The following is a 14,680-nucleotide window of genomic DNA, read 5'->3' on the forward strand; positions in this document are numbered from 1 at the left end:
CGGGGCCATGCGCACCCTTGTCTGGCTCCTGCGGGCCCTGCTCTTCTTCACGCTGTTCGCCTTCGCGCTGAACAACAGCCACGAGGCCATCGTGCGCTGGTTCTTCGGCCACGAATGGCGTGCACCGCAAGTCATCATCGTGCTGCTGGCCTTCGGCCTCGGCGCCGCTTTCGGCGTGCTGGCCATGGTGCCGTCCTGGTGGCGCCACCGCCGCGCCGCCCAGCGCACCGAGCCCCTGCCCGGCGCGCCCGCGCCGGCCCCCGACGCTCCCACCGCCCCTTACGCCGCCCACCAAGATGGAGTTTGATCCGCGCTGGCTGCTGTTCGTCCTGCCCGTCGTCTTCGTCCTCGGCTGGCTGGCGTCCAAGCTCGATTCCAAGCAGTGGAAGCTGGAACAGCGCGACTCGCCTAAGGCCTATTTCAAGGGGCTGAACCTGCTCTTGAACGAGCAGCAGGACAAGGCCATCGACGCCTTCATCGAAGCCGTCCAGAACGACCCCGACACCTCCGAGCTGCACTTCGCCCTCGGCAGCCTGTTCCGCCGCCGTGGCGAGACCGAGCGCGCCGTGCGCGTGCACGAGCACCTGCTGCGCCGTGGCGATCTGCCCAAGACCGACCGCGACCGCGCCCAGCATGAGCTGGCCCAGGACTTCTTCAAGGCCGGCCTGTTCGACCGCGCCGAGGCGGCCTATGCCGAACTGCGCGGCACCGCCTTCGAGCGCGAAGCGCGGCTGGCCCTGCTGTCCCTGTACGAGCGTTCGCGCGACTGGGCCAAGGCCGCCGAGGTCGCGGCCGAGCTGGAGGCCGCAGGCACCGGTTCCTTCTCGGGGCGCATTGCCCACTACCTTTGCGAGCAGGCCCTCGTCGCCCAGGCCCAGGGTCATGCCGACCTCGCCCAGGACCTGCTGGGCCAGGCCCAGCGCCGCGAGCCCGAAGCCGCGCGCGCCTACGTCATGCAAGGCCAGCTGCTGCTGAAGGCGGGCCAGCCCGAAGCCGCGTTCGCGGCCTTCACCCAGCTGCTCGCCGCCAACCCGCCCGCCTTCAACCTGGTCGCCGCCGACTGCGCGGCCGCCGCCCAAAGCCTCGGCCAGCCCGAACGCGCGATCGCGCTGCTGCTGGAGCAGTACCAACGCGCGCCGAGCATGCACCTGCTGCGGGCGCTGGCCACGCTGCAACCCGCACCGCAGCGCGAACGCCTCACAGCCCATCTGCGCGAGCAACCCGCGCTGTCGGCCGCGACCGAACTGCTCAAGCTGAACGCGGCAGCCCTGCCGGCCGCCGAGGCCGCAGCCGTGGTGCAGACACTCGAGAAGGCCAGCAAACCGCTGCTGCGCTACCGTTGCGCCGCCTGCGGCTTCGAAGCCGCCCACTATTTCTGGCAGTGCCCCGGTTGCCTGAACTGGGACACCTACCCCCCGCGCCATGTCGAAGAGCTCTGAACGCACCATCATCTGCATGAAGTGGGGCACCAAGTACGGCCCCGAATACGTCAATCGCCTCTATGCGATGGTGCGCCGCCATCTCAAGGGCGATTTCGGCTTCGTCTGCCTGACCGACCGCACCGAGGGCATCCGCCCCGAAGTGCGCTGCTTCCCCATCCCCGAGCTGACGCTGCCCAATGGCGAGCCCGAACGCGGCTGGAAGAAGTTGACGACCTTCAGCCCCGTTCTCGTCAACGAATACGGCCTGAGCGGCACCGCCCTCTTCCTCGACCTGGACGTCGTCATCGTCGACGACATCACGCCCTTCTTCGAGGTGCCGGGCGAGTTCCTCGTCATCCACGACTGGAAGCGCCGCTGGCGCGTGACGGGCAACTCCTCCGTCTACCGCTGGGAGCTCGGCGCCCACCAGGACGTGCTGACCGAGTTCGTCGCCGACCAGGCCAAGGCCAAGACCGAGTTCCGCAACGAACAGGCCTTCCTGAGTGACGTGCTGCACCGGCGGGGCTTGCTCAAGTATTGGGACGACGCCTGGTGCGCCAGCTACAAATACCACTGCCTCCCGGCATGGCCGACCAGCTATTGGCGTGACCCCTTCATTCCCGAGGGAGCGCGCATCCTGATCTTCCACGGCGTCATGAACCCGCCCGACGCGCTGGCCGGCCGCAGCAACGGCAACTGGCGGCATGCGCGGCCGGCGCGCTGGATCGCCGACCACTGGCGCGAATGAGCGTCCTCCCGCTCGCGCTGCTGGCCATCCTGGCCGGCCTCCTGCTGCGCGAACTGGCTACGGTGCTGCGCGCCAAGGTGCCGGCGCAGACGCGCGCCGTCATGGTCGGAGACAACGCGCCGCTGTGCCAGGACGAGATCCCCAAGATCATCTGGACCTACTGGCAGGCCTCGCCGGCACCCGCCTTCATCCAGGCCTGCCTCGCCAACTGGCGTCGTTTCGCGCCTGACCACGAGCTGCGCCTGCTCGATCGCGACGGCGTCACCCGCTGGCTGCCCGAGCTGCGCGCGGACTTCGACGCCATGCCCGCCTACCGCCAGGCCGACTGGCTGCGCATCCAGCTGCTGGCCCGCCATGGCGGCGTGTGGATGGACGCGTCGATGCTGCTGAGCCGCGACCTGGCCTGGCTGCACGAGACCCGCAAACGCCGCGCCGCGGACTACCTCGGCTTCTACATCGACCGCTACACGACGCGACCCGAACTGCCCATCGTCGAGAACTGGATGATGGCCTCGGTGCCCGGCGGCCGCTTTGCCACCGCCCTGGCCACCGCCTTCGACCGCGCGCTGGACGAAGGCGCGGAAGCCCTGCTGCAACGCCTGCAGGCCGAAGGTCGGCACGCCCGCGTCGTGCAGGCGCTGACCGAGGATTTCCAGCGCTATCTGCTGATGCACGTCGCCGCCAGCGATCTGCTGGACCGCGAGCCGCAGCTCGCCCGCCTGGTGCTGCTGCGCGCCGAGGACGGCCCCTTCGCCTGGCATGCTGGCGTGGGCTGGCGCAAGCGCCACCTCTATGCGCGGCTGGCCCTGCTGCCCTGCCCGCGCGTGCTGCCCGCCGTGCTGAAGCTGCGCGGCGGTGATCGTGCCGTCGTCGAGCGCAACTGGCGGCGCGGCCTGGTGTCGCCGTTCAGCGCGCTGGTCCAGCTCATCGACAAGGCGCCATGACACCCTGGCTCAGCCTGCTGTTCCCGATGTATCGGGTCGAGCCCTGGTTGAAGGCCTGCATCGAGTCTTTGAAGCCCCAGCTCGATGACGGCGTCGAGCTCGTCTTTGTGGACGACGCGTCGCCCGATGGCTCGGCGGCTCTCGTGCAAGCATTGCTGCCCCAGGCACGGCTCATTCAACAAGCGGAGAACCGCGGTGTCAGCGCCGCGCGCAACCGGCTGTTGGACGAGGCGCGCGGCGACTACCTGTGGTTCATCGACCCCGACGACCTTGTCGAGCCTGGTGTCATCCCGCGGCTGAAGGCCTTGCTGGCTGAGCACCGCCCCGACCTCGTCAGCTGCGACTTCCGCGTCTTCGACGACGGCGCATCGACCGCGTCCCTCAAGCCGCGCCATCGCCATATCGCCAGCTTCGACGGGCCAGGCAACACGCTGATGAACGACGTGAACCAGCGGCTGCGCGGCTTCTTCGTGCATGGCCAGTTCCACCCCTGGAGCAAGGTCGTGCGCCGCGCTTGCTGGCCGGCGGCCCTGCGCTTCCCCGAAGGCCGCGTCTTCGAGGACATGGCCGTCTACCCGCGCCTGCTGCTGCACACGCCGCGGCATCTGCACGTCGCCGACGTCTGGATCGCCTACCGCCAGCGCGGCGGCAGCCTGCTCGGCAGCCTGGACGCCAAGCGACTGGATGACTGGACCTGGGCCCTCGACGGCCTCGCGGCCGACCTGCCGCCGCTGCACGAGGACGCACGCTTCGAGATCGCCCACTTCTGCGCCCGCACCTTGCTGCGCGCCAGACGGCGCCGTCTGCAACTGGGTGGCGAAGCATTGGCCGGCCTGACGACGGATGTCGCGCGCTTCGCCCGCAGCTCGCCGCTGACCCGGCACGAGCTGCTGGCTGCCTACTTCAAGCGGGGACGCTGGCTGCGTGGCCTGCAGTGGTGGCGCAGCGCGTGATCAGCGCCTCGTAGCGCTCGCGCATCAGCATCAGGCCGTGCTCGGCCAATGCCCGTTGGCGCGCCGCCGCACCCAGCCGCGCCGCCAGCTCGGGTTCGCGCAACAGCCGCGCGATCGCATCGGCCAGCGCCTGCGCGTCGCCCTCGGGCACGAGCAGGCCCGTCACGCCCTCCTCGATGACGCCATGCACGCCGATGACGTCCGAAGCGATGCAGGCGCAGCCCGCGGCCATGGCTTCGACGAGGGCCAGTGGCATGCCTTCGTAATGGGTGGACAGCACGTAGATGGCCTGGGAGCGCAGCAGGCCGGGCATGTCGGCATGGTGGCCAAGGAACACGACCTGCTCGCCCAAGCCTAGCTTGGCCACCTTGGATCGCATGCGACTCAGCAGCGGCCCATTGCCGGCCAGTTGCAGCCGGGGCCGCAGGCCGAGCTGCCCCAGCTTGGCCATGGCTTCGATCAGCGTTGCATGGTCTTTCTGCCGCGCGAAGCGCGCCGACATGACGAGACCGGCCTCGCGCTCGCCGCCGGCCTGCGCAAAGCGCGACAGGTCGACGCCGTTGGGGATGGCGATGGTCTTGTCTGCCGGCAGTCCCTGGGCCAGCAGGCTCTGGCGCACGCCCTCGCTGACCCCCACCAGGGCCGCGCTCTTCTCGGCCAGTTGCCGGCTCTCGCGCAGGCTCCAGGGCAGATAGCGCTCGCGCGAGTTGTGCTCGACCTGGATCAGCACCGGCACACCGGCGTCCAGCCCGGCCTGGCGGCCGATCAGGTGTTCGGGGAAGCCATGGGCCAGCAAGGCGACGGGCCGGATCTCTGCCAGCAGGCGCGCCAGCTCGATCTGCGTGCGCCTGTGCACCCAATAGCCCGGCACCAGCAACACCCGCAGCCCCTGGGCCTGCAGGGCCTCGACGCGGGCCATTGGCGTGTGCGGCTTCTGGCGCAGGATGAGGATGGGCTCGAAAGGGCCGCCCTGCAGAGCGGACAGGCAAAGATCAACCGCGACCTGCGTCGCGCCGGAGAAGCCGCCAGTCACGAAATGAACGACTTTCGGGCGCGCGGGAGTCGTCATTGGGTTGGGCATGGGCGCGCAGTGTAAAGAGAAGGCCCCCATGTGGCGGCACGCCGCCACGCCCCCCGAGGGGGCTCAGGGCACTTGGGGCGGCCCGGCGTGCCCCGGGAGACAATCGCCCCCCATGTCTCCCGACACCAACGCCTCTCCCGCTCAACGACTGGGCCACTTCGTCTACCCCCACCGCTGGGGCGCGCTGCTGACCGTGCTGGCCTATGTCGGCGCCGCGGCCACCGAGCCGATGATTCCCAAGCTCATCGGCTATGCCTTTGGCGAGGGCTTCACCAAGGACGCCTTTCCGCTGTGGATGATCCCCGTCGTGCTGATCGGCCTGTACCTGATGCGCGGCATCTTCGGCTTCGCCGGGCAATACCTCTTCAACTGGACCGTCACGCGCAGCGTGATGGACTTCCGGGCCACCCTCGTCAACGCCCTGCTGCGCCTGGACGCCCAGGTCTACACCCGCATGCAACCCGGCACGGCGGTCAGCAAGGTCGTCAACGATCCGCAGCAGATCCTGCAGTTGGTGGGCGACGTCGGCATGAGCGTGCTGCGCGACGGCCTGCCCGCCATCGCCATGCTGGCCTATCTCTTCTATCTGAACTGGCAGCTGACCCTGCTCAGCCTCGTCGTCACGCCGCTGATGGCCCTCATCATGAAGAAGGTCAACCAGCGCATGCGGCTGATGGCCTCGCGCTCCTACGACTCGCAACTGCTGCTCGTCAACAAGGTCGATGACCTCGCCCGCGCCTGGCGTGTCGTGCGCCAGTTCGGCGCCGAGGCCCATGAGCGCGAGCGCTTCGCCGAGACCGCCCACGAGGTGCGCCGCAACAACCTGAAGACGGCCACCGCCGGCGCGCTGGCCCAGCCCTTGTCGCAGCTGGTCGCCGCCGTGGGCCTGTCCTTCATCATCTGCGTGACGCTGTGGCAGGCGCGCGCTGAAGGAACCGGCGTGCAGGCCTTTGCCGAGTTCGTCACGGCGCTGCTGCTGCTGACCTCGCGGCTGCGCCATCTGTCCGACCTGGCCGCCCCGCTGACGCGCGCCAGCGTCATTGCCAAGGGCTGCTTCGAGCTGATGGACGCCCCCAAGGAGGCCGACAGCGGCACGCTCGAACTGCCCGAGTCGGCCCTGGGTGACCTGGCGATGGAATCGGTCAGCCTGACCTATCCGGGCGCCAACCAGGCGGCGCTGGACGGGCTGAGCCTCAGTTTCCCCGCCGGCAAGACGACGGCCCTGGTCGGCGCCTCGGGCGCGGGCAAGAGTTCCATCATCCATCTGCTGCTGGGCTTCGGCCGGCCGGATGCCGGTCGCATCCTGCTCGATGGCAATGACATCGAGGCGCTGACCCGTCTATGCCTGCGCCGCCAGTTCGCCGTCGTGTCCCAGGACATCGTCCTCTTCGACGACTCGGTGGCCAACAACATCGCCTATGCCCAGCCCCGCGACGAAGCCAAGCTGGAGGCCGCCTTGCGCGCCGCCCATCTGTGGGACTTCGTGCAGGCCCTGCCCGAGGGCGTGGAGACGAATGTCGGCGCCAACGGCAGCAAGCTGTCCGGCGGCCAGCGCCAGCGCCTGGCCATCGCCCGGGCCCTCTACAAGGACGCGCCGATCTGGATCTTCGACGAGGCCACCTCGGCCCTGGACACCGAGAGCGAGCGCGCCGTGCAGCAGGCCTTGACCGCCTGGTCGGGCCGCAAGACGCTGATCGTCATCGCCCACCGCCTGTCCACCATCCGCGACGCCGACGCCATCCATGTGCTGGGTGGCGGCAAGCTCGTCGAGACCGGCACGCATGCCGAGCTGCTGGCCCGCGATGGCGCCTATGCGGCCATGGTGCGGGCCCAGGCCGGCGAACCGTGAGCCCCTCGTCCGGTCCCGCCTCGCTGAACGCGGGCATTCCCAGCCGGTCCCCCGAGGGGACGGCGATGCACGCGGCATCAAGCCGCGCGCACATCGCCACACGGGCCGACTTGGGGCGGCCCGGCGCTCGGCCCAAAAGCCCCTCCCTGGACGACTGACATGCGCCGCCGGGCATTGCTGCTGTGGGCAACGGCGCCCGCCCTGGCACAAGCCGTGGTCGAAGCCAACACCGCGACGCGCGCCGAGCTCGAGTCCCTGCCCGGCCTGGGCCCGGCCCTGGTGCAACGCCTGCTGGCCGCGCGACCGTTCCAGGACTGGGCCGACCTGATGAAGCGCGTGCCGGGCGTCAAGGCGGCTGCCGCCCGCAAGCTCTCCGGCGCCGGCCTGCGCGTGGCCGGCCAACCCTTCTCTTCAGCAGTCGGCAGCGAAGCCCGCTGAGCGGCTGCGGCGCAGCATCGCCGGGTCGAGCTGCGGCGCGCGCGCCGGCCAGCCGAAGAAGCGCTGCACCTCGGCGCGCTTGGCCAGCGTGTCGCTCATGCCGAGGTTGATCAGCTCGTTGACGAAGCTGGGCTCGAACAGCAGATAGCTGACCAGGGCCGAGCCGCTGGTCGTCTTGCCCTTGCCGCTGACGCCGAAGGCCCGCAGCATGGCGCGCACCGAGTTCGGCAGGCTGGCCTGGTGCTCGCCGGCCAGGTCGTCCAGGCGCCGGCTGGGCGCGATGACGAGCAGCTCGATGGGCCGCAGCGCCGTCGCCGCCCGCGTCTCGCGCGACAGCAGGGCCAGCGTGCGGTTGATGCGGCGCAGGCGCTCGACATCCACCGCCAGCGCGTCCAGGAAGATGTTGGACAGCGCATGGCCGGCGATCTGCGCCATGCTCGGGTGGGCCTCGGTCGCGGTGACGCGGCGCCCCTCGGGCTCCTTCATGCGGCCGGCACCGATGACGAGGACGCGCTCGGCGCCCAGGTGCACGGCCGGCGAGATGGGGGCGCTCTGGCGCATGGAGCCGTCGCCGAACCACTCGGCCATGCCCTCGAGCTCCAGCAGCTCGGCCGGAAAGATGAAGGGAATGGCCGACGACGCCATCAGATGACTCAGGCTTAGCTTGGTCTGCACCGCCATGCGCTGCTCGCGCAGCCAGGGCACGACGTGGTGATGGGTCTGGAAGAAGGTGACGTGCTGGCCCGAGGTGTAGCTGGAGCCGGTCAGCGCCAGCGCACGCAGATGGTTGCCGTCCAGCATGGCCTCGATGCGCGGCATGTCGAGATAACGCGCGAGCAGTTCGCGCAGCGGCGAGTTGTTCAGCAGGCTGCGCGGGCGGCTGCGCGTCCAGCGCGCGATGGCCCAGCCCAGGCTCAGCATGCTCAGCCAGCGCGCACCGCTGCGCACCGCCTCGAAGGCGTCGGCGCGGTAGATGTTCTCGACGTGCAGGCCCTGCCAGAGGTGCAACAGGCCGTCGACGGCACCGTCGAAGTCGTCCGCGTGGCAGGCCAGCGTCGACGCGTTGATGGCGCCGGCCGAGGTGCCGCTGATGACGGGAAAGGGATTGGTCTGCGTTGCGCCGGCGTCACGCCGCAGCTGGGCGATGGCGGCCAGCACGCCCACCTGGTAGGCGGCGCGGGCGCCGCCACCGGTCAGGATCAGACCTGTGACCGGCGGCGTACGGTTGAGCCCCTGCAACTGCGAATGGGGCTTGGGCACGGCTTGCAGCATCGGCGGGAATCATCGCCGATGGCAGGCCGTCACGAGGCTCTGCAAAACCCCTGTAGGCCGCGGCGAGGTCTTTGCCGGGATGCTGGGCAAGGCGCGGACCGCCTCCCAGACCCATGCCTGGGCAAGGTTCGCAACGCCGACCAGCGCCGGCAAAGCCACGCCCCGAAGGGTTGGCGAGAGAACCGACCCGCGCGGGTGTTGCGCCGCTCTCTGGGGCACCCAGCCCCAGCTTCGCGACGCGCCTACTCGCGGGCCGGTTTCTCGCCAACGCGGCCCGCAGGGGTTTCGCAGAGCCTCCTCAAACTTCGTAAATGACCTCAGCCGCCGTGCCCAATTTGGCGATAGCGTCATCGGCGGGCCAGAAGCGGCTGGTCTCGCCCAGTTCCACCAGCCAGCGTGCGCCGACCTGGCCGCCGTCGGGCTCGGCCTTGACCGACACCCGCACCGGCAGGCCCAGCTTGCGCGTCCCGCCCTCTTCGGTCACGACGTCGCGCGGCGGGAAGCGCTCCACCAGCTCCTTGATCAGCCCGGCCGCACCGGCGCTGCCCAGCAGCAGATGGCGGCCGAACTTGGCGCGCGCTGCGGCCAGGCTCCACACCGCCTGCACATTCATGCGCAGGCCGCCGGAGAAGCGGTCGTTCTGCACCTTGCCCTGGGCAATGATGAGTTCGTCCTCGGCGAGCAGCTCCTTGTTGGCATTCAGCAACTCCTCGTTGGCCACGGCCTCGATGGCGTCGCTCTTGTCGTCGATCTTGAAGATGGCGACGCGGCCACGCTGGCCGTTGATGACGCGCAGGCCGCTGACGATGCCGGCCACCAGCGTCGGCTCGCGGCTGTCGACGAGGTCGGCGATCTGGCGCTTGACGATGCGCCGCACCTCGGTGCCGCTCTGGTCGAAGAGATGGCCCGACAGATAGAAGCCGATGGCCGTCTTTTCCAGCGACAGGCGCTCCTTGATGCTCCACACCGGCGCCTCGACGAGGTCGGGCTCGGCGGTGGACGAGGCATGCGAGTCGCCGAAGTCGAACAGGCCGCCCTGGTCGGCATTGGCCTCGGTCGTCTCGGCATGGGTGTAGCCGCGCGCCACGCTGGCCAGCAGCCTGGAGCGCTCGGGATTGATGCTGTCGAAGGCACCGGCCTTGATGAGGGCCTCCACCACGCGCTTGTTCACGCTCTTGCGGTCCACGCGCAGGCAGAAGTCGTAGAAGCTCAGGAAGGGCCCGCCGGCCTCGCGCGCCGCGATAAGGGCCTCGATGGCGCCGCGGCCGGTGCCCTTGATGGCGCCCAGGCCGTAGTTCACCAGCCGGTTGCCCAGCGGCTCGAAACGGTAGACGCCCTTGTTGACGCAGGGTGACTGGAACTCGATGCCGAAGATCTTGGCGTCGTTGAGCAACACCTTGAGCTTGTCGGTGTCGTCCATTTCGATGGTCATGTTCGCGGCGTAGAACTCGGCCGTGTAATGCGTCTTCAGCCAGGCCGTGTGATACGACAGCAAGGCGTAGGCGGCGGCATGCGACTTGTTGAAGCCATAGCCCGCGAACTTCTCCATCAGGTCGAAGACCTCGTCGGCCTTCTTCTCGTCGATGTCCTTGACCGCGGCCCCCTTGCGGAAGATCTCGCGGTGCATGGCCATCTCCTCGGCCTTCTTCTTGCCCATGGCGCGACGCAGCATGTCGGCGCCGCCGAGGCTGTAGCCGCCCAGCACCTGGGCCGCCTGCATCACCTGCTCCTGGTAGACGAAGACGCCATAGGTCTCCTCCAGCACCTGGCCCAGCAGTGGGTGCGGGTACTCGATGGCCTCCTTGCCATGCTTGCGCGCCACGAAGGACGGGATCAGGTCCATGGGCCCCGGGCGGTAGAGCGACACCAGCGCGATCAGGTCCTCGAAGCGCGAGGGCTTGGCGTCCTTCAACAGGCGCTGCATGCCGGGCGATTCAAACTGGAACACGCTCTCGGAATAGCCCTTGCCGAAAAGGTCGAAGACCTTCTTGTCGACCAGGGGCACATTGGCCCAGTCGAAGCCGGCGCGGTCGGCATGGCGGGCGACGATGAAGTCCTTGGCCAGCTCCAGGATGGTCAGCGTGGCCAGGCCCAGGAAGTCGAACTTGACGAGGCCAATGGCCTCCACGTCGTCCTTGTCGAACTGGCTGACGGCGCTGTTGGAGCCGGGCTGCTGGTACTGCGGGCAGAAGTCGGTGATCTTGCCCGGCGCGATCAGCACGCCGCCGGCATGCATGCCGATGTTGCGCACCATGCCCTCGACGCGCGCGGCGAGCTTCAGCAGCTCGGCCACTTCCTCGTCGCTCTTCTCGCGCTCCTCCAGCTCCGGCGCCTCATGGCGGGCATAGATGACCTTGGCCTTGTCGGGGTCGAAGTTGGGCGGCAGCTTGGCCAGCGTCACCGTCTTGCCCGGTGGCGCGGGGATGAGCTTGGCGATGCTGTCGACATGGCCGAAGCCCATGCCCAGCACGCGGCCGATGTCGCGCAGCGCGGCCTTGGCGGCCATGGTGCCGAAGGTCGCAATCTGGCTGACCGCCGGGCGACCGTATTTGTCCTTGACGTAGTCGATGACGCGGTCGCGGTTGCCCTGGCAGAAGTCGATGTCGAAGTCAGGCATCGAGACCCGCTCGGGGTTCAGGAAGCGCTCGAACAGCAGGTTGTACTTGAGCGGGTCCAGGTCGGTGATCAGCAGCGCATAGGCCACCAGCGAGCCCGCGCCCGAACCCCGGCCCGGGCCGACCGGGCAGCCGTTGGCCTTGGCCCAGCGGATGAAGTCCGACACGATGAGGAAGTAGCCCGGGAAGCCCATCTTGATGATGGTGTTCAGCTCGAACTCCAGCCGCTCGACATAGCGCGGGCGCTCCTTGTCGCGCTCGGCCTCGTTGGGGAAGAGATGCTGCAGCCGCCCGACCAGGCCCTCGTGGCTGAGCTCGCGGAAGTAGCGGTCCATCGGCATCGGCGTGCCGTCGTCCATCAGCGGCGTCGGGAAGTTGGGCAACTGCGGCTTGCCCAGCACCAGGGTCAGCGAGCAGCGGCGCGCGATCTCCGTCGTGTTCTGGATGGCGCTCGGGATGTCCTTGAAGAGCTCGCGCATCTGCGCCTGGCTCTTGAAGTACTGGCTGGGCAGGAAGCGCTTGATGCGCTTGGGATTGGCCAGCGTCTCGCCCTCGGCGACGCAGACGCGCGCCTCATGGGCCTCGAAGTCGTCTTCGCCCAGGAACTGGATGGGGTGGGTGGCCACCACGGGCAGGCCCAACTCGGCCGCCAAAGGCACGCTGGCCTGCACGAGGGCTTCCTGGCCGGGCAGACCGGCGCGCTGCAGCTCGATATAGAAGCGGCCCGGGAAGACCTCGGACAGCCGCTGTGCCCATTCCTTGGCCCGCACCTTGTCGCCCTGCATCAGCGCCTGGCCCAGGCCGCCGTGCTGGGCACCCGACAGGCAGATCAGGCCGGCACCCAGCTCCGTCAGCCACTCCCACTTCAGGCAGGCCTGGTTGCGCTGCACGTTGTCGATCCAGGCGCGCGACAGCAGCTCGCTGAGGTTCAGATAACCCTGGCTGTTCTGCACCAGCAGCAGCAGGCGCGTCGGCGGCTTGTCGGTGGCGTCGGTCTCCAGCCAGCAGTCGGCGCCGAGGATGGGCTGCACGCCCTTCTTGCGCATCGCGCTGTAGAACTTGATGCCGCCGAAGAGGTTGGCGAGGTCCGTGATGGCCGCCGCCACCTGCCCGTCCGCGGCGGCCGCATCGGCGGCGTCGTCGGTACGCAAGGTGCCATCCACGACCGAGAACTCGGTGTGCATGCGCAGGTGGACATAGGGCAGATCTTGCAGGTCTTGAACAGCGGTCTCGGGCATGCCGCCATTGTAGGAAGGCGCTGTCGCCTGCCGACCCGAGCCGGCATGGCAACGCTTACATGGCTCAGCGATGCCAGAAAGTATTAAGTATTACTTTTAATCGATGCCAATTGCTGAATCGGCGTAATCGCGGGGTTCTCATCAACAAATAGTCATGTTTAATTTGCTTGCCCGGAGCTGGCGCCGGTTCCAGGCAACCCACGAGGCCCGCCCACACGAGGCGGCCCGCCACACCCGGAGACAACACATGTTCCTGACCCTGAAGCGCCTGATGCGCTTGGCCGCCGCATGCGCCCTCAGCGCCCTGCTGGCCCCCGCCCACGCGGCGCCCTGGACGCTGACCGGCTCGCTCGGCACCCACGATCCCAACATCTACAAGACCAGCTCCACCTGGTGGATCTTCGAGACCACCGACAACGGCGGCATCGGCGTCAAGTACTCCAGCGACGGCCATGCCTGGACGCAGGGCCTGCCCATCTTCGGCAGCGGCCTGTCCTGGTGGAAGACCTATCTGCCGTCCAACAAGACCGCCATGGTCTGGGCACCCGGCTGCGGTGAGTACAGCGGCCTGGGCTATTGCTACTACGCCATCTCCAGCTTCGGCTCGCAGAAGTCGGCCATCGGCCTGACCACCTCGGCCGGCGGCATCGCCGCGGGCCAGTGGGTGGACCAGGGCGCCATCCTGACCTCCAAGTCCGGTGACGGCTACAACGCCATCGACCCGGCCTTCGTGCTGGCGGCCAACGGCGACCCCTACCTCGTCTTCGGCTCGTTCTGGAATGGCATCCACATCACCCGCGTCAGCAAGGTGAACCTGAAGCCGCCCACCGGCGGCATCGTCAACATCGCCAAGGACACGGTCAACGGCATCGAGAACGGCTTCGTCGTCAAGAAGGCCATCGGCAGCACGACCTGGTACTACCTGTTCGCGTCCAAGAACGCCTGCTGCCAGGGTGCCAACAGCACCTACCGCATCGTCGTCGGCCGCTCGACGTCCATCACCGGGCCCTACGCCGACAAGGCCGGCGTCGCCATGCTGTCCGGCGGCGGCACGGTGCTGGCGTCCAGCGGCACGCGCTTCAAGGGCCCGGGCGGGCAGTCGCTGCTGGCCGACGGCTCGGTGATCGCCTGGCATGCCTATGACGCCAGCAACAACGGCGCGCCGGTGCTCTTCATCAACAACGTGACCTGGGGCGCCGACGGATGGCCGCAAGCGGTCTGGTGATCGCACCGCCGGCGGCGCTGGCGCTGGGCGTCGCGCTGCTGGCCTGGGCGTGGTGGGGGCATCCAGCGGCGGAGGCCGAAGGAACGCCCCCACCTGCCGTGGCCGTGCCGGCAGCGCCATCGCCCAGGCCGCTGCAGGCGCCGGCCGAGCCGCGGGCGCAGCCGGCTGCCCGGCCTGCAGCGGAGCCGCCCCAGCCCAGCCTGACCGACCTGCTCGCAGCCCCCGAGGCCAATCTGCGCGCCGGCGTGCAGGCGGCACTGGCAGCACGCGCGCAAGGCGGCCGGCTCTACGCCCGCGCCCTGGCGCGGCGCTGCGACGCCCTGGCAAGCCTGCCCGCGCCCGAACAGCCGCCCGACGCCAACGACACCCGCCACCAGCGCGCCATGGTCCGCCAGGCGGCGCTGGCGGCCGGCTGCAGCCAGTTCGCCAACGGCGAGTGGCTGGCCCTCGTCAATATCGCCCCCGACGAGGCGACCGCCGGCGACCCGCTGCTGGCCATCCAGCAGTCCGACCTCGACGACGCGGCGCTGCTGAATGCCGTCATCGCTCGCCCCGATGCGCTGCTGCTCGACGAACTTGGCGAGCGCCTGCTGCTGCGCCGCAGCGCCGGCGAAGCACAGCTCTATTTCGACGGCCAGCGCTTCGGTGACGCGGCGGGCCGCGCGACCGCCCAGGCCGCGCTGCGCCTGCTGCCCTGCCACTTCGGCCTCGCCTGCGACGAGCGCGACCCCGAAGTCTGGCTCGCCTGCCTGCGCGGCGACGGCTGCGCGGCCTCGCGCTTCGATCAGCAACCCGCTGCTGCGCAGGCGCTGGCTGCACGCCTGGCTGCGGCGTTACGGGCAGGCGAGCTGGGCCGTTTTCTGCCGCCGCCCTGAGGTTTGCGCGGGCTGGCGGCC

At 69.2% G+C, this 14,680-nt stretch carries 12 protein-coding genes; 9 read left to right on the forward strand and 3 right to left on the reverse strand.

The window, feature by feature from the left end; genetic code table 11:
- Nucleotides 1-7 precede the first annotated feature (7 nt).
- Genes AC1D2H_RS23660 through AC1D2H_RS23680 form a run of 5 tightly spaced genes read left to right on the forward strand, consistent with a single transcriptional unit; the run spans nt 8 to nt 4,066 of the window.
- The gene (locus AC1D2H_RS23660) at nt 8-307 is read left to right on the forward strand and encodes a LapA family protein (RefSeq protein ID WP_477929788.1); all 300 of its coding nucleotides are present in this window, start codon (nt 8-10) and stop codon (nt 305-307) included.
- A complete protein-coding gene (gene lapB / locus AC1D2H_RS23665; protein WP_478012645.1) occupies nt 297-1,439 on the forward strand; it encodes a lipopolysaccharide assembly protein LapB in 1,143 nt (380 codons plus the stop codon). Before AC1D2H_RS23660 ends, lapB begins: the two co-directional genes overlap by 11 nt.
- Complete coding sequence (locus AC1D2H_RS23670; protein ID WP_477929792.1) at nt 1,423-2,169, forward strand: glycosyltransferase; 747 nt, start codon at nt 1,423-1,425, stop codon at nt 2,167-2,169. Before lapB ends, AC1D2H_RS23670 begins: the two co-directional genes overlap by 17 nt.
- A complete protein-coding gene (locus AC1D2H_RS23675) occupies nt 2,166-3,113 on the forward strand; it encodes a glycosyltransferase family 32 protein (RefSeq protein WP_478012646.1) in 948 nt (315 codons plus the stop codon). The genes AC1D2H_RS23670 and AC1D2H_RS23675 overlap by 4 nt, the downstream gene beginning before the upstream one ends.
- The gene (locus AC1D2H_RS23680) at nt 3,110-4,066 is read left to right on the forward strand and encodes a glycosyltransferase family 2 protein (RefSeq protein WP_478012647.1); all 957 of its coding nucleotides are present in this window, start codon (nt 3,110-3,112) and stop codon (nt 4,064-4,066) included. The genes AC1D2H_RS23675 and AC1D2H_RS23680 overlap by 4 nt, the downstream gene beginning before the upstream one ends.
- Here the strand turns inward: AC1D2H_RS23680 and AC1D2H_RS23685 are convergent.
- Nucleotides 4,017-5,135, reverse strand: a complete 1,119-nt coding sequence (locus AC1D2H_RS23685; RefSeq protein ID WP_478012648.1) for a glycosyltransferase — start codon at nt 5,133-5,135, stop codon at nt 4,017-4,019. The genes AC1D2H_RS23680 and AC1D2H_RS23685 overlap by 50 nt on opposite strands.
- A 124-nt stretch (nt 5,136-5,259) precedes the next feature.
- On the opposite strand from AC1D2H_RS23685, the gene AC1D2H_RS23690 reads away from it, so the two are divergent.
- Nucleotides 5,260-6,996: an ABC transporter transmembrane domain-containing protein gene (locus tag AC1D2H_RS23690; RefSeq protein WP_478012649.1), complete on the forward strand. Its 1,737-nt coding sequence runs from the start codon at nt 5,260-5,262 to the stop codon at nt 6,994-6,996.
- Between the two features lie 159 nt (nt 6,997-7,155).
- Nucleotides 7,156-7,434 (forward strand): ComEA family DNA-binding protein, encoded by a 279-nt coding sequence (locus tag AC1D2H_RS23695; RefSeq protein WP_478012650.1) that lies wholly within the window; start codon nt 7,156-7,158, stop codon nt 7,432-7,434.
- Here the strand turns inward: AC1D2H_RS23695 and AC1D2H_RS23700 are convergent.
- Nucleotides 7,408-8,706, reverse strand: a complete 1,299-nt coding sequence (locus AC1D2H_RS23700; RefSeq protein ID WP_477929804.1) for a patatin-like phospholipase family protein — start codon at nt 8,704-8,706, stop codon at nt 7,408-7,410. The two genes, AC1D2H_RS23695 and AC1D2H_RS23700, sit on opposite strands and share 27 nt — an antisense overlap.
- 298 nt (nt 8,707-9,004) lie before the next feature.
- On the reverse strand, nt 9,005-12,559 hold the full coding sequence (gene dnaE, locus AC1D2H_RS23705) for a DNA polymerase III subunit alpha (protein WP_478012651.1): 3,555 nt from the start codon (nt 12,557-12,559) through the stop codon (nt 9,005-9,007).
- 247 nt (nt 12,560-12,806) lie between these two features.
- On the opposite strand from dnaE, the gene AC1D2H_RS23710 reads away from it, so the two are divergent.
- Both AC1D2H_RS23710 and AC1D2H_RS23715 read left to right on the forward strand, forming a co-directional pair.
- On the forward strand, nt 12,807-13,784 hold the full coding sequence (locus AC1D2H_RS23710) for a glycoside hydrolase family 43 protein (protein WP_478012652.1): 978 nt from the start codon (nt 12,807-12,809) through the stop codon (nt 13,782-13,784).
- A complete protein-coding gene (locus AC1D2H_RS23715) occupies nt 13,763-14,659 on the forward strand; it encodes a hypothetical protein (RefSeq protein ID WP_478012653.1) in 897 nt (298 codons plus the stop codon). Before AC1D2H_RS23710 ends, AC1D2H_RS23715 begins: the two co-directional genes overlap by 22 nt.
- The last annotated feature ends 21 nt before the right edge of the window (nt 14,660-14,680 follow it).

The sequence above is a fragment of the Roseateles sp. P1_C1_2 genome (genome assembly GCF_056406535.1).

Bases quoted from the DNA above. Each gene is read 5' to 3' on its own strand.
- dnaE (WP_478012651.1), bottom strand. From the start codon at position 12,559: ATGCCCGAGACCGCTGTTCAAGACCTGCAAGATCTGCCCTATGTCCAC.
- AC1D2H_RS23695 (WP_478012650.1), top strand. From the start codon at position 7,156: ATGCGCCGCCGGGCATTGCTGCTGTGGGCAACGGCGCCCGCCCTGGCA.
- AC1D2H_RS23675 (WP_478012646.1), top strand. From the start codon at position 2,166: ATGAGCGTCCTCCCGCTCGCGCTGCTGGCCATCCTGGCCGGCCTCCTG.
- AC1D2H_RS23710 (WP_478012652.1), top strand. From the start codon at position 12,807: ATGTTCCTGACCCTGAAGCGCCTGATGCGCTTGGCCGCCGCATGCGCC.
- lapB (WP_478012645.1), top strand. From the start codon at position 297: ATGGAGTTTGATCCGCGCTGGCTGCTGTTCGTCCTGCCCGTCGTCTTC.
- AC1D2H_RS23660 (WP_477929788.1), top strand. From the start codon at position 8: ATGCGCACCCTTGTCTGGCTCCTGCGGGCCCTGCTCTTCTTCACGCTG.
- AC1D2H_RS23680 (WP_478012647.1), top strand. From the start codon at position 3,110: ATGACACCCTGGCTCAGCCTGCTGTTCCCGATGTATCGGGTCGAGCCC.
- AC1D2H_RS23670 (WP_477929792.1), top strand. From the start codon at position 1,423: ATGTCGAAGAGCTCTGAACGCACCATCATCTGCATGAAGTGGGGCACC.
- AC1D2H_RS23700 (WP_477929804.1), bottom strand. From the start codon at position 8,706: ATGCTGCAAGCCGTGCCCAAGCCCCATTCGCAGTTGCAGGGGCTCAAC.
- AC1D2H_RS23690 (WP_478012649.1), top strand. From the start codon at position 5,260: ATGTCTCCCGACACCAACGCCTCTCCCGCTCAACGACTGGGCCACTTC.
- AC1D2H_RS23715 (WP_478012653.1), top strand. From the start codon at position 13,763: ATGGCCGCAAGCGGTCTGGTGATCGCACCGCCGGCGGCGCTGGCGCTG.
- AC1D2H_RS23685 (WP_478012648.1), bottom strand. From the start codon at position 5,135: ATGACGACTCCCGCGCGCCCGAAAGTCGTTCATTTCGTGACTGGCGGC.